An 18,816-nucleotide genomic window follows, 5' to 3' on the forward strand; every position below is an offset into this window, starting at 1 on the left:
GGGCTAAAAGTATATCAAAATAAGTTTTATTTCATTTTTATTATTATAAATGCTATAATAATTATGTATGTGAAATAAAGAAAGGAATGTTATGAGAGAATATGATGTTGTAGTAGTAGGCAGTGGCGCTAGTGGATCTTTTATGGCCTACGAATTTACTAAATTAAATTCAGATAAAAAAGTTTGTGTAATAGATGAAGGAAGAAAAGTTCAAGCTAGAAAATGTCCTATTTCAGAAGGAAAAGTTGATTCTTGTATTGGATGTAAACCTTGTAATATAATGTATGGATTTGGTGGAGCAGGAACCTTATCTGATGGAAAATATAATATTACAACAAATTTTGGTGGAGATTTACATAATTATATTGGCGAAAAGAAGGCTTTGGAATTAATGGAATATGTAGATTCTGTTTTGATGAGTTTTGATAAGGGAGATGCTAAACTTTATTCTACAGAAAATACTGGCCTAAAAAGAGAATGTCTAAGAAATGATCTTCACTTATTAACAGCAAAAGTTCGTCATTTTGGTACAGAAAGAAATAGAGAAATTTTACAAAAAATCTACGATTATGTAAAAGATACCATAGATTTTGAATTTATGACAAAAGTTATAAGTGTAGATTTTGAAGACGGATATTATTTTGTAAAAACTGACAAGAATGAGACAATAAAATGTAAATATCTTGTTCTTGCTGCAGGAAGATCTGGTTCTAAATGGATTTCAGAAACTTGCCAAGAATTTGATGTAGAAATGAAAAAAAATAGGGTGGATATAGGAGTTCGTGTAGAAGTTCCAGCAGAAGTTTTTAAACACATAACTGATAAAGTTTATGAGGCAAAAATTGTTTATCAAACAAAACAATACAATGACCTTGTAAGAACATTTTGTATGAATCCATACGGAGAAGTTGTAACAGAAAATACAAATGGAATTATGACAGTAAACGGACATTCATACGCAAACCCAGAATTACAGACAGAAAATACAAACTTTGCACTTTTAGTTACAAATAAATTTACAGAACCATTCAAAGATTCAAATGAATACGGTGAATCAATTGCAAGAGTTTCAAATATGCTCGGTGGCGGAGTTTTGATGCAAAGATTTGGAGATCTTGTAAAGGGAAGAAGATCATCAGAAAGAAGAATGAAAAAATCTTTCTTAAGACCAACCCTAAATGCTACAGCTGGAGATTTATCATTAGTAATGCCAAAAAGACAACTAGACGATATAATCGAAATGATTTATGCTCTTGATAAAATTGCCCCAGGAATGGCAAACGACGATACACTTTTATATGGAATTGAAGTTAAATTTTACAACTCAGTTGTAGAAGTTAATGATAAATTCGAAACAAGCAAGGAAAATTTATTTGTTCTTGGGGACGGATCAGGTGTAACACATTCCCTATCTCAAGCATCAGCATCTGGTGTAGAGATGGCAAGAATATTAAATGAAAGAAATTAGAAAAAATCAAAATAAAAATTTGACAAGAATTAGAAATTCATGTATCATAACAAAAGAGAGTTAAGAAGTACCCAATACTCACCTGCCGACTGAAGTTTTCAGGTTACAATCTCTTGTTAGAAAAATTTTCTAATTATATTTTGTATTTTAATGGGTACTTTAAGTGCCCATTTTTTTATGCGAATATTTTGGAGGTAAGTTATAAAAGAGTTAAAAATTAATGACGAAATTAGAGACAATAAGCTTAGACTTATAGACGAAGACGGATCACAAATTGGAGTTGTATCAAAAAACGAAGCGTTGGATAGAGCTTTCGATAAACATTTGGATCTAGTATTGATGTCACCAAATGCTAAGCCACCAGTTGCAAGAATTATGGATTATGGAAAGTTCAAATACGACCAAGAGAAAAAAGCTAAAGAAAATAAGAAAAAACAAAAAACAACTCAAACAAAAGAAACAAGATTTAGCTTAAATATCGAAGATCATGATTTATCAACTAAGGCTAATCAAACAAAGAAATTTTTAAACAATGGCGACAAAGTTAAAGTTTCTGTAAGATTTAAAGGTAGAGAATTGGGTCATAAAAATTTAGGCTATGATTTATTAGATAAATTCATGGAATTTGTTGGAGATTGTGCACAAGTTGATAAAAAACCAGCTATGGAAGGAAGATCACTTGTATTATTTATCTCACCAAATACAGAAGAAAATTAGGAGGAAAATATGGCTAAAAACAAAATTAAAACAAAAAGAGCAGCTGCAAAAAGATTTAAAGTTACAGGCAGTGGAAAAATAAAAAGACATAAGGCTTACAAGGGACACCTTACAGCTAAGAAAACACCAGCAAGAAAAAGAAGATTAAGAAAATCAACAATAGCTGCAAAAGGTGATGCTAAAAACATCAAAAGATTATTAAATATCTAATAGGAGGAAATAATGGCAAGAGTTAAAAGAGCGTTAAACGCAAAAAAAAGACATAAAAAAGTTCTTAAACAAGCTAAAGGTTACTACGGTTCTAAATCATTACTTTTCAAAACTGCAAACCAAGCAGTAATGAAATCTTTACAATATGCATACATTGGAAGAAAGAGAAGAAAAAGAGATTTCAGAAAATTGTGGATTGCAAGAATAAATGCAGCAGCAAGAGCAAACGGAACAAGCTACTCAAAATTAATGGGCAATCTTAAAAAAGCAAACATTGATATAAACAGAAAAATGCTTGCAGAAATTGCTGTATCAAATCCAGAAGAATTTACAAAATTAGTAGAGATTGCTAACCAAGCAGCTTAATGATTATAAAATCAGAATCTAACGAAAAATATAAGTATTTAAATAAATTAAAAAAGAAGAAATACAGGAAAAAGTTTAATTCTTTCATAGTTGAATCAATAAAAATAGTAGAACAAATCCCAGATGATTTTGAATGTGAATTTGTTTTTGTAAATGAGGATATGAAAGATTATGAGACTGATTTCAAAAAGATAGTTTTTTCAAATAAATTATTTGATAAGCTATCTTTGCTTGAAAATCCTGAAGGCGTTTCAGCCTTACTCAAAATAAAAAAAGAAAAAGAAATTTCTTCTGATAAAATTTTACTTTTAGATCATATGCAAGATCCGGGAAATCTTGGCACAATTATAAGAAGTGCTGAAGCTTTTTCCTTTAAGGATATAATTTTAGTAAACAATTGTGTAGATTTATACAATGAAAAAACTATAAGAGCCAGCATGGGATCTATTTTTAGGTTAAATTTTTTAGAATTAAATATAGATGATTTGAAAAATTTTAAAGATTACAAATTAATTTTGGCTGACATGAATGGAAAATCGGTAGATTATTATAAATCTTGTGATAAAATAATATTAGCTATAGGAAACGAGGCTAATGGAATCAGCAAATCTTTAAAAGATTTATCAAATGATTTTGTATCCATAAAAATGGATGGAAAAATCGAATCATTAAATGCAGCTATAGCTGCATCAATATTGATGAATAATTTTAGCCAAAGCGGATAAAAGCTATGCTATTCAAGTAAAGCAAGTGGTAGATGATGAGAGGCCATCTTGTAACGGTATAGTAATTCACCGCCTAGCTTTGATACGAATAAAGTAGTTGATACGGTAATGCGTTATAATTTTCGAGTGGATTATTACAATCAAATTAGGTGGTACCGCAGATAAGTCTGTCCTTTTATAGGGCAGTTTTTTTGTACCAAAAATTAAAGGAGAAAAAATGAAAGAAAAATTAGAGGCCTTGGTAAAAGAAGCCACATTGGCCATAGAAAAAAGTGAAGATTTAAAATCTCTTGACGATTTAAGAGTTAAATATCTTGGTAAAAAAGGTGAAATAACTTCATTAAAGAAAAATATTTCAAAATTACCAAACGAAGAAAAGCCAATGGCAGGAAAACTTATAAACCAAACTTCAAAAGAAGTTGAGAATAAACTTGAAGAGAGAAAAGAAGAAATTAAAAAAATTCTTCTAGATAAAAAAATAAAAGAAGAAAAAATTGATGTAACTGCAAATTTTGACCTATATTCTAGCGGACATTTTTCAGTTATAAATCAAACTATGGCAGAGCTTGAAGAAATTTTCCAAAATATGGGCTTTGACGTTGTAGAAGGACCAGAAATTGATACAGTGAAAAATGTTTTTGACGATTTAAATTCGCCAAAAAATCACCCGTCAAGATCTCTTTCTGATACTTTTTATATAAATGAAAATACTCTTCTTCGTCCTCACACATCAAGTATGCAAATTCGTGTGATGAATGAAGGAAAACTTCCAATAAAAATGGTTTCAGCTGGAAGAGTTTTTAGAAATGATGAAGTTGATGCAACTCACTCACCAATGTTTCACCAATTGGAATGTTTGGTTGTTGATGAAAATGTATCACTTGCAAATTTAAAAGCAACTCTTGAAACTTTTATAAAAGAAATGTTTGGTGATGAAATGAAAATGCGTTATCGTCCTCACCATTTCCCATTTACAGAACCATCTCTTGAAGTTGACGTAACTTGTCCAATTTGTGGAGGCAAGGGCTGTCCTGCTTGTTCAAATACTGGTTGGTCAATGGAACTTTTGGGTGGAGGAATGGTTCATCCAAATGTACTTGAAAATTGTGGAATAGATAGTGAAAAATATACTGGTTTTGCCTTTGGTCTTGGAGTTGATAGAATTGCCATGGTTAAGTACGGACTAGATGATATTAGATTACTATTTGATAATGACAAAAGATTTATTGAGCAATTCTAGGAGGGATTATGTTAGTACCTTTAATTTGGCAAAATGATTATATAAAATTAGACGAAGATTTAAAAACAATTACAGACAGATTATCAGAAACAGGCTCACACGTAGAAAGTGTAAATTTTATTTCTGATAAACTTGATGGACTTGTTGTAGGAAAAGTTTTAAAACAAGAAAAACATCCAAATGCCGACAAATTATTTGTCCTTACAATTGATGTTGGAGAAGAGATTACTATAGTAACTTCTGCAAAAAATACTAAAGAAGGTGACTACCTTATAGTAATAAAATCAGGAACAGAAATTAACGGACAAAAAATTGATGACCATGAATTTTTTGGAATTGTAAGCCAAGGCATGCTTACATCATACAAGGAAGTTGGCTATGATGATTCTGTTATTGAAAAAAGATCAAAGGATGGAGTTATAGTTTTATCTGGTGAATTTAAACCAGGAACTCCAGCAGTTGAAGTTTTATTTTCAAATACTCCAGTAATTGAATATGAAATTACTCCAAATAGACCAGATTGTCTTTCAATTATTGGAATGGCAAGAGAATCTGCTGCATCTTTTGATAAAAAAATCACCTATCCATCATTAGAATATCCAACAGTTTCTGATGAAAAAGAAAATTATTTTAATGGAATTGAAATTAAATCTAAAAATTGTAAAAGATTTACAGGAAGAATTATTAAAAATGTAAAAATTGGCGAATCTCCTCAATGGCTAAAAAATTGTTTGATGCTTGCTGGAATGAGACCTGTAAATAATGTTGTAGATATTACAAATTTTGTAATGCTTGAAACAGGTCAACCCCTTCACGCTTATGATCTTGAAACTTTACATGATAGAAAAATTATTGTAAGAGATGCAAAAGATGGAGAGATAATTAAAACTCTTGATGGAGAAGAAAGAAAATTAAATGAAGAAGTTTTGGTAATTTCTGATGGAAAAGAGGCAATTGGTCTTGCAGGAATTATGGGATCTATGGATAGTGAAATTACAGAAAACACAAAAACCATTCTTCTAGAAGCTGCTAATTTTGATTCTAATAATATTAGAAAATCTTCTAAATTTTTAAATTTAAGGAGTGAGGCTTCTTCAAGATTTGAAAAAGAAATTTCTGTAGAAAATGCAGAATTTGCATCAAAAAGAGTTATGAAACTAATAACAGATCTTGGAATTGGGGAAGTTTTAGAAGATCATTTTGATGAAGGAATAAAAGAAAGTCCAGAAAACAAGGTAAAACTTAGAATTTCTAGATTAAATTCCTTAATTGGAAGAGATTTTTCAAAAGATGAGGCTATTTCTTATTTAAAAGCTTTAGAATTTGATGTTAAAGAAATTGATGATGACACAATTGAAGCAAATATTCCAAATTTCAGAATGGATATTTCAATTGAGGCTGATTTAATCGAAGAAGTTGCAAGACTTTATGGAATGGGAAAAGTTGAGTCAAAACCACTTTATTCATCTTTACAAAGAGGAGAGAAGACTTCAATGAGACTTTTAAAAGATGAATTGAAAAATAATTTATTTGGACAAAAATTCTCAGAAATTACAACTTATTCTTTTATTTCTCCAAGAGATTATGACAAATTGTTGGTTTATGAAAATTCAAAATTAAGGGATTATATAAAAATTATAAATCCTTTGGGAGAAGATTACTCAGTAATGAGAACGACTCTTCTTTCAAATATGCTTGATACTTTTTATAAAAATATTTCCAAAAAACAAAATGACTTGAGATTTTATGAAATAGGAACTTCCTTCATTAAAGATGGGAAAGAACTTCCAGAAGAAAAACAATATTTGACCATGGGTCTTTATGGTGATTATTCTTTCTATGATTTGAAAGATTTCTTTATCAAGGCTATGAATAAAACTGGTTTTTATGGATTTAGATTTGAAACTGAAGAAAATATCAAAACTTTCCACCCAGGAAGATGTGCAAATATTTATCTTGATGGAGAAAAAATTGGTATTATGGGACAAATTTCCTATGAAGTTATGGAAGAATTTAAAATCAAAAATCCTGCCTTGGCTCTTGAAATTGACCTTTCTATGATAAAGGATAAAAAAATTGACCAAGTAAAATATAAGGCTCTTTCAAAATTCCCATCAATCCTTCGTGATTATTCATTTACTTGTGACAGGAATGTAGAAAGTCAAATGATTGAAGATATAATTATTTCAAGAGCTAATGGTTTGGTAAGAAATATTGAAATTTTTGATATTTATACTGGAAGTCAAATCGATGAGGGACAAAAATCAATTTCTTACAAAGTTTCCTACGGTAAAAATGATGGAACATTAAAAGATGAAGAAGTAGAAAAAATTGAAAAAGAATTTTTAGAAGATTTAAGTAAGGAAAATATAAACTTGCGTAGTTAGGAGTTAAAGTGGCAGATAATAAAATTGTTGTTAATATTGCTGGCATGGACTACACTTTGATAAGTGACCAAGATAAAAATCAAATTGAACAAATAGCAGCTTATGTCGACAAAAAAATAAGAGAAATCGACAATGACAAGCTAACTCGTGAAAACCAATTGGTTTTGGCATCTTTAAATATCGCTGATGAAATGTATAAACTTTTGATAAAGCACAAAAATTTAAGAAAAGAAGCCGAGGAGCCAATTGAGAATTATCCAAAAATAAAAGAAGCTTATGAAAATTTAGAAGAAGAAAATCAAAACATTAAAGATGATTTTGAAAAATCTAAAAAAGATTTTATGGAATCAATGAAAAAAATTGATGGCTTAAACTCTACAATAAATAGGCTTAATGCAGAAATTGATAAGAAAAACAAAATAAATAAATCCAAAGATGAAAATCTTCAAAAATTAAGGGAAAATCTCTTGGCCTTACAAGAAGAAAATTTAGACCTTCAAAAAGAAAATGAAGATTTGAAAAGAGATTTATAATGAGAGATGTTGAAATATTAGCTCCTGTTGGGAAAATGTCCATGCTTTACGCTGGACTTTCTGCAGGGGCTTGCAGTTTTTATTTGGCACTTGACGATTTTGGGGCAAGGGCCTATGCCAAAAATTTTTCCTTAGAAAACATAGAAGAAGTAATTGATTATGTGCATTTGTTTGATAAGAAAGTTTTTATAACAATAAATACCCTTATAAAAGATGAAGAAATTGACAAGGCTATTTTTTATATTGAAAATCTTTTTGAATACGGAGCAGATGCAATTTTGATCCAAGATATTGGTCTATATTCTTTGATTAAAGATATAAATAAAAATGCTAATCACAAATTAGAATTTCACGCTTCAACCCAGATGGCAATAAAAGATTATGAGGGGGCACTTACAGCAAAAAAACTAGGTTTTGACAGGGTAGTTGTTGCAAGAGAAAGCGAAATTTCTGAAATTGAAAAAATTTGCAAATTAGATATTGATACAGAGGTTTTTGTTCATGGATCTCTTTGCGTATCTTTTTCTGGAGAATGTTTGATGTCATCATATCTTGGAAAAAGATCTGCAAACAGGGGCAGGTGTGCAGGAATTTGTAGGAAAAAATATCAGCTTATAAATGACGGGAAAGTTTTGGGAGAAGATTACTATCTTTCAATGAAAGATTTATCAACCATAGATTTTACTGATGATTTGATAAAGGCAGGCGTTGATTCCTTAAAAATTGAAGGACGTATGAAAACTGATGAGTACGTTTATAATACTGTAAAAAATTATAGGCAAAAGTTAGAGAAAAACTTCTATTATAAGGACCAATTAAGAGATATTTCAAATAGGTCTTACACAAATGGCTTCATTTTTGGTCAAAAATCCTCCTATCTTGCCCTTGAAAATGAAAACAAACACAGACAAATCGGCGAAGTTTATGAAAAAAAGGGCAAGAGATTTTTTAAATCAAATTCAAACTTGGTAAAAGAATCAATTCTTCAAGTTACAACCGAAAAAAATAGAAAACTTCCTTTGACCTTGACAGAGGATTTGAAAAAAAATCAAGAATTGGAATTAAAAGATTTTAAAGATGCAAAAATTGGGTCAAAAATTTATCTTCTTTCTTCAAAAATTCTAAAAGAAAGCCTAGACCAAGGCCTAAATTCTTACAAAAATTTGCCTTTGGACATAAAATTTGAAGCAAAAATTGGACAAAATCCAAAAATTACCCTCAAATATAAAGACACAAAAATTTCCTGTGAGGGTGAAAATTTAGTAGAAGAAGGAAAAAATATTTCTTTAGGAAAAGAGAATATAAAAGAAAATCTTACAAAACTTGGAAATACAATTTATGAAGCTGGTAAGGTTGAAATTGATATCGACCAAAATATATTTTTGAGAAAAAAAGATATAAATTCCATGAGAAGAAGAGCGGTTGAAATTTTAAATGAAAGAAGACTTGACTTTTATAAAAATAAACCTGTAAAAATCAAAAAAAGAAAATTAAAAGATAAGAAGAATTTTAAAAGAGAAAAAAACATTGAACTTTTGTCAAATGACATTGATATTTCCTTATTAAAAGATTTTGATAATATTTATTTGAGAAAATACGACAAAAAATTTGATGGGCTAAATATTTTTTATATTATGGATGCTGATCAAAAATATGATCTTGATTTTATTTCTTTTTTGAAAGAGAAAAATTTTAAGGGAGTAGTTTTTAATAATTACAAAGATTTTGTCTTAAAAGATGAACTTATAAAAAATGGATTTGAAATTAGGATTGGTAGATACTTAAATGTTTTTAATTCCTATGCTTTTGATTTTTATAGTGATTTTTCTTCAATGATCTCATCTTCGGTTGAAAATTCTTTCGAAAATATAAACAAAAATTCAAGAAGATACCCTACAGAAATTTTGGCATATGGTCCAATTGAACTTATGAATATGCGCCATTGTCCATTTTCTGCCATAAAAAAATGTGGACTTAAGGGATGCGAGTCCTGTAAATTTTCTGATTCTAAAATAAAAGATGAAGAGGACAATGTTTTTGATATAAAAAGAAGGGATGGACTTTCTCGAATTTATTCAAATGAAAGTGCTAACATTGACCTTAAAAAAATTGAAAAATCAGTATCTTTATTGTATCTTGTAAGAGATGAGAAAGATTTAAAAAATATAAGAAAAAATAAGATTAACAATCTTGGATATGACAGGGGTGTTATTTAATGCAGGAAAAAACCTTAGAAGTTTTAGAGTTTGGAAAAATTCTTGAAAAACTCCAAACTTATGCAAGAAGTGAACTTGTTAAAAAAGAAATCTCAAAAATAAAACCTAAAAATAATATAAAAGAAATAAAAGATGAACTCGACAAAACCAAGGCCATGGAAGAGGTCATTGTAGAAAATGGAAATATAGATATTTTTGGCCTTTTCGATTTAAAAGAAATTATTGGATATGTAAGAAAAAAAGGAATATTAGAACCCTTTGAGCTTTTAAAAGTTTTGGACTTACTTAGGGTTAGCAATTATTTGAAAGAATATGGGGAAAATATTGAAAATCCTTACATAAAAGACTTGTTTGATAGGATTTCAGTAAATGATTTTATAAAAGATGAAATCGAAAGGTCAATTATATCAGAAGATGAAATAGCAGATAATGCTTCTTCAAATTTAAGGTCAATCAGGAAAAAAATGGGAAAAAAAGAAGCTGAAATTAAAAATAAATTGTCCTTTTATATTTCATCTCCAAAATTTGACGAATCTCTCCAAGATAAGGTTGTTTCAATTAGGGACGGAAGATATGTTCTTCCAGTAAAAACTAATAAAAAAGCAGTTTTAAATGGAATAATCCACGATAGGTCCCAATCTGGAAATACCCTTTTTATTGAACCAAATGCCATTGTAGAATTAAACAATGACCTTTCAAATTTACAAATAGAAGAAAGCGATGAAATTAGAAGAATTTTGGATAGGCTTTCAAGATTTGTTGAAGGCTTTGACCAAGAAATTTTAGAAAATCAAAAATTAATTCAAAGAATAGATTTCTTGCAAGCAAAGGTAAAATATTTTTTGGCACATGAATACACCATGCCAAAACTTACTGACAAAAAAATTATAAATTTAAAGGCAGCTCGCCATCCGCTTTTAAAGGGAAAAGTTGTCCCAATTGATGTGATAATTGGAGATGGCTACAAGACTTTAATAATTACAGGACCAAATACAGGAGGAAAAACCGTATCACTTAAAACCGTGGGTCTTGTTTCTCTGATGGCCCAAGCAGGATTTTATATTCCATGTGATGAAGATAGTTTGGTAAATGTTTTTGACGATATATTTTTAGATATTGGCGATACTCAATCAATAGAGATGAGCCTTTCAACTTTTTCGGCATCACTTACAAATATTGTAAAAATCACCGAAAATGTCAGCGAAAATTCTTTGGTTTTATTAGATGAGGTTGGAAGTGGTACAGATCCAACAGAAGGAGCTGCTCTTGCAATTTCTATTTTGGAATTTTTGAAAAATAAAAATGTAATGACCTTTGCAACTACCCATTATTCAGAATTAAAGTATTACGCCTTAGAAAAAGAAGGAGTTATGAATGCAAGCGTTGAATTTGACCTTGAAAGTCTATCACCAACTTACAAATTAATTATAGGAACTCCTGGGAAATCAAATGCTTTTGAAATTTCAAAAAGACTTGGTTTAAATAAGGAAATATTAGCAAACGCTCAATTGATTCTTTCTGAAGATAATAAAAATTTTAATACTATCCTTGAAGAGCTTGACCAAAATAAAAAAGAAATGGAAATAAAAAATCAAGAGATAGAAGACTATAAGAAAAAAATAAAAAGAGCAAGAAATGATCTTTTGGCTTTATCAGAAAAAATAAAAAAAGAAGAAAAAGAAATAATTGAAAAAGCAGAAGATAAGGCGAATAAAATTTTGGAAGAAGCAAATATGGCGAGCCAAGAAATGCTAAAAATTGCAAAAAAATCAAAAAATGCCAATATTTCAGATATAGATAGGTCCTTAAATGATATAAGAAATAAATATAAATCTTCAAAAATTGATAAAGAAGATGGAATAATAAAAGAAGAAATAAGTAAAAATGCACCAGAGGATTTAAAAGTTGGAGATACAGTTATAATTGCGGGCTTAAATGAAAAGGCTCAAGTAATTGAAAATCCCGACGAAAAGGGTAATATAAAAGTACAAATGGGTATTTTGAAAATGGATTCTAATATTAAAAATGTTACAAAAGTTAAGTCAGAAAATAAGACTAAAGAAAATACTAACAGAATTTATAAAGCAAAAAAAGCCATGCACATTTCACCAACTCTTGATTTGAGGGGCCAAAGATATGATGAGGCTTTGAGAAATTTTGATAAATACCTAGATGATGCTATGCTCTCAGGCCTTGACCAAGCAAAAATCATCCACGGCAAGGGGACTGGTGCTTTGAGAAATGGCATAAACGATTATTTAAAAAATAATAAAATGATCGACTCCTATAGACCTGGAAATGAAAAAGAAGGTGGATATGGAGTTACAATTGTAAAATTCAAATAATATTGGAGGAAATATGAAAAATTTTAAAGAATTAATAGCTAAAAAGCTAGAAGAAAAAGACCTAGGCTTGGATTATGAAAAAATTTATGATTTAATTGAAATTCCACCTCAAGAAAATATGGGAGATTTTGCATTTCCATGCTTTACTCTAGCAAGAACTATGAGAAAAAATCCTAAACTTATTGCAGAAGAAATAGCAAAGGGTTTAGAAATTGAAGGTGTAGAAAAAATAGAAAATGAAAATGCCTATGTAAACTTCTTTTTAGATAGACAAAAAGTATCTAACGATGTTATTAACGAAGTTTTAGAAAAAGAAGATGACTACGGAAAAAGTGATATGGGAAAAGGAATCAATGAACTTGTTGAGTTTTCATCTGTAAATATTGCTAAGCCTTTCCACATAGGTCACATTAGATCAACTGTTATTGGAGATGTTATCAGAAACATTTACGAATACCTTGGATACAATGTTACAGCTTCAAACTACATTGGAGATTATGGTACCCAATTTGGTGTAATGATTGCAGCTTACAAACTTTGGGGAGACAAGGAAGCAATCGATAAAGACCCTATCAACGAACTTTTAAATTTATATGTAAGATATACAAAAGAAGCGGAAGATAACGAAGAATACCAAGAAAAAGCAAGAGAAGAATTCAAAAATCTTGAAGATGGCGAAGAAGAAGCTATGAGACTATGGCAATGGTTTAAAGACTTATCTTTGAGAGAATTTGATAAAGTTTATGGAATGCTTGATATAAAATATGACAACTACCACGGAGAAAGCTACCATTCACAATGGATGCCAGCTGCTCTTGAAGAATTAAAAGAAAAAAATCTTTTGGTAGAATCTGATGGAGCTTATATAGTAGATTTGAGTGAATTCAATCTACCACCATCAATGCTAATAAAATCAAACGGATCTTCAGCTTATATCACAAGAGACGTTGCAACAGCACTTTATAGACATAGAACTTACGGACTAGACAAAAACATCTACGTTGTAGGAAGCCAACAAAAATTACATTTCCAACAATTAAAGAAAATTTTATACCTAATGGGACACGAAGATGTAAGTGATGAAATTTTACACGTACAATTTGGTATGGTTTCACTAAAAGACCAAGTTCTTTCAACAAGAAGAGGACACGTTGTTTTCTTGGAAGATGTTTTAAATAAAACAATTGAAAAAACATATTCAATCATGAAAGATAGAGACAACCAAATTGAAGACTTAGAAGAAGCTGCAAAAATTGTAGGAATTGGTGCAGTTAAATTCCAAGAATTATACAACTCAAGAATCAAAGACTATGTTTTTGACTGGGATGAATTATTAAACTTCGAAGGTGAAACAGGTCCATACGTACACTACACATACGCAAGAGCTAAATCAGTTTTAAGAAAAGCTGGAAAAGAAGAAATTGGACAAATGACATTTGAAAAACTAAATTCAGATGAAGAATATAGCTTGATTAAATCTTTAGAAAGTTTCCAAGATGCAGTAATCCTTGCTAAAGACAGACTAGAACCATCAGTAGTAGCAAGAAAAGTTATGGAAATTGCTCAAAAATTCAATAAATTTTACAATTCTACACAAATATTAGTAGATGATGAAAAATTAAAAGAAGAAAGACTTGCCTTAACTAAAGCTACATCAATAGTAATTAAAAACGGTTTGGGAATATTAGGAATAAAAACAGTGGAACAAATGTAATGAATGAAAGAATTATAGATTTTTTAGAATGTTCTAAATACGCATTTTCAGAAAGTGTAAAAAAAATAAAAAAATCCTATATTCTTTTCATATCTTTGATAGTTAGGTCTATATTTGAAGGCATGAAGGGTTTATCAGTTTTAAACTCTTCTTACCTAGCATCATTAATAAATTATCTAATAGAAATTTTGATTTTATGTTTTGTAGCTCAAGCTTTAAGATCAATAGTTCTTTACAATAATACAGGAAAAAAATCCATAGAAAATTCCATATCGAATTTTTTCTATCTTATAATGGCTGCTATGTTTTCAATTTATATAGTTGAACTGATATTTGACAATTTGTTGAGCGGATTTGATCCAACAATATCAAATACATTAAAAATCCTATTTAAATTTTTCACATCAGCTGTAATAGAACTTGTTTATATAGATAGCGTTTATGGATTTACCATACTTATAGATTCATTTAATTTTGTAAAAAATAATATTTTTATATGGGGGATTTACGCCCTAATATATACCTTAGTAGAAACATTTTTAATAAATAAAATTGTAGTAAATACTTTGGTTTTAGGAAATGAATTTATATATGTAATGCTATTAGCAATTTGGGAGACTCTATTCTTATTATTTAAAGGACACTTGTATAAGATATTATCAAAACATTCCTACGGACAAAGAAAATTCATGAGAGGATAAAATGGCAAAAATAGACCAATATTTTTTGAATTTTACAGACAAACTTGGATATATAGACCTAAAAAAAGAAGCATCATATGATTTATTAAACCAAACTCCCCTAGCACTTTATACAGAAGACTTATCAGAAAACGTAATAAGTGGAGAATTTGAAAGCAAAATAAATCTAGATATAATTTTGGATGGATTAATAATAAATCTTGCCATAGACAAGGATTTTAAGTACAAAGATACTTATATAAAAATTATAGAAAATTATATAAAAAATATAGGAGCCTACACAAGCCAAAAAGCCCTAAAAAATTTGGACAAAAAAAATGAAAAAGCCCTTCTTCTTTTAAGAGGTGGCTATATCATAAATCCATTTGATAAGTATAATGCCTATAATTATGCTAGAATTTTGTGGCCAAAAGCCTATGAAGATACAGAATATAAGGATGAATTTATTAAAGAAGCCCTTAGGATTTTACAAGATATAATAAGCCAAGACGAAGATTTTCCACTTTCATATTATGAATTAGGAAATATATACGCAAATCTTGGAGAATATATAAAAGCAAGATCCTATTATGAAAATGCCCTCCAAAGAACAAAAGATATAGAAGCACAAGATGAAATAAGAGATAAAATCAAAATGATTTTTGATAATGCAGAAATCGAAGAAGGACTTTACTATATCGGAAAAGGAAACTTTGACAAGGCAATACAGATTCTAACCAGGCTCTTATCAAAAACAAAAAGAGCAGATGCCTACTATTATTTAGGAGTAGCCTATCAAAATATAGGACAATACGAAAATTCAAACCTAGCCTTTGAAAATTCCCTAGAAAAAGGCGGAGAATTTAGAGAACTTTATAATGATTATTCAATAAGCCTATACGCATCAGAAAAACCAACTGAAGCAATAGGAATAATAAATCAAGGTCTAAAAAAATATCCAGAAGATCCAAGAATGATTTACAATAGATTACAAATAAATTTATCATTAAATAACATCAACAAAGCAAAAGAAGATATAGAAAATCTAGAAAGTTACGACGATTTAAGCGATGAAATTACAAGAAATCTACAAATAATAAAAAATCAATTCAACATAAATTAATCTCAAATTAAATTTTGAGATTTTTTTTATTTCAGTTGAATAAAAATAGAAAAAAAGTATGTTTATAATATAATAACGTTTACTATTAAGGAGGAAATTATGAAAATAATTGAAACAAAAAATGCACCAGGAGCAGTAGGAGCATATTCACAAGGAATAGTATCAAACGGCTTTGTATATTCATCAGGACAACTACCATTGGTTCCAGAAACAGGTGAATTAATTTCAGATGACGTTAAAAAAGCAACAAGACAATCATTAGAAAATGTAAAAGCAATAGTAGAAGCAGGGGGCTCATCAGTAGAAAAAATCGTAAAAGTAAATATTTTCTTAGATGACGTAAATGACTTTGCTGCAGTAAATGAAGCTTATGCAGAATTTTTTGGAGACCACAAACCAGCAAGAAGCTGTGTAGAAGTAGGAAAACTTCCAAAAAATGGACTACTAGAAATAGAAGCAATAGCAGAATTATAATCGGAGAATAAATGTCAATAATAAAAAAAGGTGAAAAAGCACCATTATTTAATATAAAAGATCAAAACGCAGAAGATGTAAATTTAGAAAAATATAGAGGAAAAAAAGTTATACTTTCATCTCACCCACTAGCATTCACATCAGTATGCGCAGATCAAATGAGATCTTTAGAAAGAAATTTCGATAGAATTCAAGAAAAAGGAGAAACTGTAGTAATAGGACTATCAATAGATCCACAACCATCAAAAAAAGCATGGGCTGCAGTATTAAATATAGACAACGTAAAATTTGCATCAGACTTTTTTCCTTTAGGAGAAGTAGCAAAAGCTTACGGAATATTCAATGAAGAAAATTCAGCAAGCAAAAGAGCAAATATAATTATAGATGAAGAGGGAATTGTTAAGTGGTCAAAAGAATATCCACAAGCACAATTACCAGATATAGAAGAAGTAATAGAAAATCTATAAAAATATTTGACAAAATAAAAAAATAATAATATACTAATATAGCTGTTTCAAACAGCTATATTTTTTTTAACTCGTTTAAGTCAAAAGAGAAAGAAGATTGAGAAAAAAATTCAAAAAACTTTTCAAAAAAACTTGACAATAAAAATAAACGAGATATAATAAAAAAGTCGACACCAGAAAAGCAGTCGAGAAAAGTAAATAAAAAGAAAAATATTTACAAAAAAACTTGACAAGCGAAAAAAAAGGTGGTAGACTTAAATAGTCAGCAACAACTGACAAAGAACCTTTAAAAACAAATAAATACTACTACAAAGTTAATAACTTTGAGACCAAACGAAAATGACAAAAGTCAAGATCAAACTATAATTGAGAGTTTGATCCTGGCTCAGGATAAACGCTGGCGGCGTGCATAACACATGCAAGTCGAACGATGAAACTTGTTTGATTTCTTCGGAATGAAAATAAGTGGATTAGTGGCGAACGGGTGAGTAACACGTGAGTAACCTGCCTTACACAAGGGGATAGCCTTTGGAAACGAAGAATAATACCCTATAAAGTCAAAATATCGCATGATATAGTGACCAAAGATTTATCGGTATAAGATGGACTTGCGTCTGATTAGCTAGTTGGTGAGATAAAAGCTCACCAAGGCGACGATCAGTAGCCGGCTTGAGAGAGTGTACGGCCACATTGGGACTGAGACACGGCCCAAACTCCTACGGGAGGCAGCAGTGGGGAATTTTGCACAATGGGGGAAACCCTGATGCAGCGACGCCGCGTGATTTAGAAGGCCTTCGGGTTGTAAAAATCTTTTTTACGGGATGAAAATGACAGTACCGTAAGAATAAGGTCCGGCTAAATACGTGCCAGCAGCCGCGGTAATACGTATGGACCGAGCGTTGTCCGGAATCATTGGGCGTAAAGGGTACGTAGGCGGCCTATTAAGTTAGAAGTGAAATAATATAGCTCAACTATATAAAGCTTTTAAAACTGGTAGGCTTGAGAGATGGAAGGGAAAGTGGAATTCCTAGTGTAGCGGTGAAATGCGCAGATATTAGGAAGAATACCGGTGGCGAAGGCGACTTTCTGGTCATCATCTGACGCTGAGGTACGAAAGCGTGGGTAGCAAACAGGATTAGATACCCTGGTAGTCCACGCTGTAAACGATGAGTGTTAGGTTCTTGGAATAATCTGGGAGCCGCAGCTAACGCATTAAACACTCCGCCTGGGGAGTACGCACGCAAGTGTGAAACTCAAAGGAATTGACGGGGACCCGCACAAGCAGCGGAGCATGTGGTTTAATTCGACGCAACGCGAAGAACCTTACCAAGTCTTGACATAATACGGAGGGAGTTAGAGATAATTCCTTATCACTTCGGTGAGCTGTATTACAGGTGGTGCATGGTTGTCGTCAGCTCGTGTCGTGAGATGTTGGGTTAAGTCCCATAACGAGCGCAACCCCTATCGTTAGTTACCATCATTAAGTTGGGGACTCTAGCGATACTGCCGGTGATAAACCGGAGGAAGGTGGGGACGACGTCAAATCATCATGCCCTTTATGACTTGGGCTACACACGTGCTACAATGGCAGGTACACAGGGCAGCGAAAGAGCGATCTGGAGCGAAACTCACAAAACCTGTCCCAGTTCGGATTGTACTCTGCAACTCGAGTACATGAAGTTGGAGTTGCTAGTAATCGCGAATCAGAATGTCGCGGTGAATGCGTTCCCGGGTCTTGTACACACCGCCCGTCACACCATGGGAGTTGGCAATACCCGAAGCCTGTGAGCGAACCTTTTAGGACGCAGCAGTCGAAGGTAGGGTCAGTAACTGGGGTGAAGTCGTAACAAGGTAGCCGTATCGGAAGGTGCGGCTGGATCACCTCCTTTCTAAGAGTAAAAAGTCGGTACGCTGACTTTTACCAAAGAAAATGAATAAAAAAACTTTGTTTGGGCAAAGTAAACTTTGTAGTAAAATTTAAAGGTTACATGGGGGTGTAGCTCAGTTGGGAGAGCACCTGCCTTGCACGCAGGGGGTCAAGAGTTCGAATCTCTTCATCTCCACCAAGCCCATAATCGAGAGGTGAAAGATTGAAAATCTTTCATAATTTTTCAAAGTTTTCAAAGAAAACGAGAAAAATTACGAAAAGTT

Annotated in this window: 14 protein-coding genes, 1 tRNA gene, 1 rRNA gene and 1 pseudogene; all 17 read left to right on the forward strand. The window is 31.0% G+C overall.

The window, feature by feature from the left end:
- Positions 1-91: 91 nt before the first annotated feature.
- Entirely contained in the window at positions 92-1,468 is a 1,377-nt protein-coding gene (locus BN3265_RS02845; protein ID WP_058990072.1) for an NAD(P)/FAD-dependent oxidoreductase, read from the forward strand.
- A 163-nt stretch (positions 1,469-1,631) separates the two neighbouring features.
- Positions 1,632-2,185 (forward strand): annotated as a pseudogene (gene infC, locus BN3265_RS02850) (translation initiation factor IF-3).
- A gap of 9 nt (positions 2,186-2,194) precedes the next feature.
- Positions 2,195-2,395, forward strand: a complete 201-nt coding sequence (gene rpmI / locus BN3265_RS02855) for a 50S ribosomal protein L35 (RefSeq protein WP_004815623.1) — start codon at positions 2,195-2,197, stop codon at positions 2,393-2,395.
- 12 nt (positions 2,396-2,407) lie between these two features.
- The gene (gene rplT, locus BN3265_RS02860) at positions 2,408-2,761 is read left to right on the forward strand and encodes a 50S ribosomal protein L20 (RefSeq protein ID WP_004815624.1); all 354 of its coding nucleotides are present in this window, start codon (positions 2,408-2,410) and stop codon (positions 2,759-2,761) included.
- Positions 2,761-3,486 carry a TrmH family RNA methyltransferase gene (locus BN3265_RS02865; protein WP_058990074.1) on the forward strand — a complete coding sequence of 242 codons (726 nt, stop codon included), beginning with the start codon at positions 2,761-2,763 and terminating at the stop codon, positions 3,484-3,486. Before rplT ends, BN3265_RS02865 begins: the two co-directional genes overlap by 1 nt.
- Before the next feature lie 217 nt (positions 3,487-3,703).
- A complete protein-coding gene (gene pheS, locus BN3265_RS02870; protein ID WP_058990075.1) occupies positions 3,704-4,726 on the forward strand; it encodes a phenylalanine--tRNA ligase subunit alpha in 1,023 nt (340 codons plus the stop codon).
- Between the two features lie 8 nt (positions 4,727-4,734).
- Complete coding sequence (pheT, locus tag BN3265_RS02875; RefSeq protein WP_058990076.1) at positions 4,735-7,113, forward strand: phenylalanine--tRNA ligase subunit beta; 2,379 nt, start codon at positions 4,735-4,737, stop codon at positions 7,111-7,113.
- 8 nt (positions 7,114-7,121) lie between these two features.
- Entirely contained in the window at positions 7,122-7,646 is a 525-nt protein-coding gene (locus BN3265_RS02880) for a cell division protein ZapA (protein ID WP_058990077.1), read from the forward strand.
- A complete protein-coding gene (locus tag BN3265_RS02885; RefSeq protein WP_058990078.1) occupies positions 7,646-9,862 on the forward strand; it encodes a peptidase U32 family protein in 2,217 nt (738 codons plus the stop codon). The genes BN3265_RS02880 and BN3265_RS02885 overlap by 1 nt, the downstream gene beginning before the upstream one ends.
- On the forward strand, positions 9,862-12,207 hold the full coding sequence (locus BN3265_RS02890) for an endonuclease MutS2 (protein WP_058990079.1): 2,346 nt from the start codon (positions 9,862-9,864) through the stop codon (positions 12,205-12,207). Before BN3265_RS02885 ends, BN3265_RS02890 begins: the two co-directional genes overlap by 1 nt.
- 13 nt (positions 12,208-12,220) lie before the next feature.
- Positions 12,221-13,921 (forward strand): arginine--tRNA ligase, encoded by a 1,701-nt coding sequence (gene argS / locus BN3265_RS02895; protein WP_058990080.1) that lies wholly within the window; start codon positions 12,221-12,223, stop codon positions 13,919-13,921.
- Positions 13,921-14,622 carry a hypothetical protein gene (locus tag BN3265_RS02900; protein ID WP_058990081.1) on the forward strand — a complete coding sequence of 234 codons (702 nt, stop codon included), beginning with the start codon at positions 13,921-13,923 and terminating at the stop codon, positions 14,620-14,622. Before argS ends, BN3265_RS02900 begins: the two co-directional genes overlap by 1 nt.
- 1 nt (position 14,623) lies before the next feature.
- Positions 14,624-15,724, forward strand: coding sequence for a tetratricopeptide repeat protein (locus BN3265_RS02905; RefSeq protein ID WP_058990082.1), 1,101 nt, complete (start codon positions 14,624-14,626; stop codon positions 15,722-15,724).
- Between the two features lie 99 nt (positions 15,725-15,823).
- Positions 15,824-16,198, forward strand: a complete 375-nt coding sequence (locus tag BN3265_RS02910) for a RidA family protein (protein WP_058990083.1) — start codon at positions 15,824-15,826, stop codon at positions 16,196-16,198.
- An 11-nt stretch (positions 16,199-16,209) separates the two neighbouring features.
- Positions 16,210-16,665 carry a redoxin domain-containing protein gene (locus BN3265_RS02915; protein WP_058990084.1) on the forward strand — a complete coding sequence of 152 codons (456 nt, stop codon included), beginning with the start codon at positions 16,210-16,212 and terminating at the stop codon, positions 16,663-16,665.
- 362 nt (positions 16,666-17,027) lie between these two features.
- Positions 17,028-18,554: ribosomal RNA gene (locus BN3265_RS02920) — 16S ribosomal RNA — on the forward strand.
- Positions 18,555-18,655: 101 nt separating this feature from the next.
- Positions 18,656-18,731: transfer RNA gene (locus BN3265_RS02925), tRNA-Ala, on the forward strand.
- The last annotated feature ends 85 nt before the right edge of the window (positions 18,732-18,816 follow it).

Source organism: Anaerococcus rubeinfantis (assembly GCF_001487145.1).
Lineage (GTDB): Bacteria > Bacillota > Clostridia > Tissierellales > Peptoniphilaceae > Anaerococcus > Anaerococcus rubeinfantis.

Coding starts and splice junctions, on each gene's coding strand:
- BN3265_RS02845 (WP_058990072.1), top strand. CDS start 92: ATGAGAGAATATGATGTTGTAGTAGTAGGCAGTGGCGCTAGTGGATCT.
- rpmI (WP_004815623.1), top strand. CDS start 2,195: ATGGCTAAAAACAAAATTAAAACAAAAAGAGCAGCTGCAAAAAGATTT.
- rplT (WP_004815624.1), top strand. CDS start 2,408: ATGGCAAGAGTTAAAAGAGCGTTAAACGCAAAAAAAAGACATAAAAAA.
- BN3265_RS02865 (WP_058990074.1), top strand. CDS start 2,761: ATGATTATAAAATCAGAATCTAACGAAAAATATAAGTATTTAAATAAA.
- pheS (WP_058990075.1), top strand. CDS start 3,704: ATGAAAGAAAAATTAGAGGCCTTGGTAAAAGAAGCCACATTGGCCATA.
- pheT (WP_058990076.1), top strand. CDS start 4,735: ATGTTAGTACCTTTAATTTGGCAAAATGATTATATAAAATTAGACGAA.
- BN3265_RS02885 (WP_058990078.1), top strand. CDS start 7,646: ATGAGAGATGTTGAAATATTAGCTCCTGTTGGGAAAATGTCCATGCTT.
- BN3265_RS02890 (WP_058990079.1), top strand. CDS start 9,862: ATGCAGGAAAAAACCTTAGAAGTTTTAGAGTTTGGAAAAATTCTTGAA.
- argS (WP_058990080.1), top strand. CDS start 12,221: ATGAAAAATTTTAAAGAATTAATAGCTAAAAAGCTAGAAGAAAAAGAC.
- BN3265_RS02900 (WP_058990081.1), top strand. CDS start 13,921: ATGAATGAAAGAATTATAGATTTTTTAGAATGTTCTAAATACGCATTT.
- BN3265_RS02905 (WP_058990082.1), top strand. CDS start 14,624: ATGGCAAAAATAGACCAATATTTTTTGAATTTTACAGACAAACTTGGA.
- BN3265_RS02910 (WP_058990083.1), top strand. CDS start 15,824: ATGAAAATAATTGAAACAAAAAATGCACCAGGAGCAGTAGGAGCATAT.
- BN3265_RS02915 (WP_058990084.1), top strand. CDS start 16,210: ATGTCAATAATAAAAAAAGGTGAAAAAGCACCATTATTTAATATAAAA.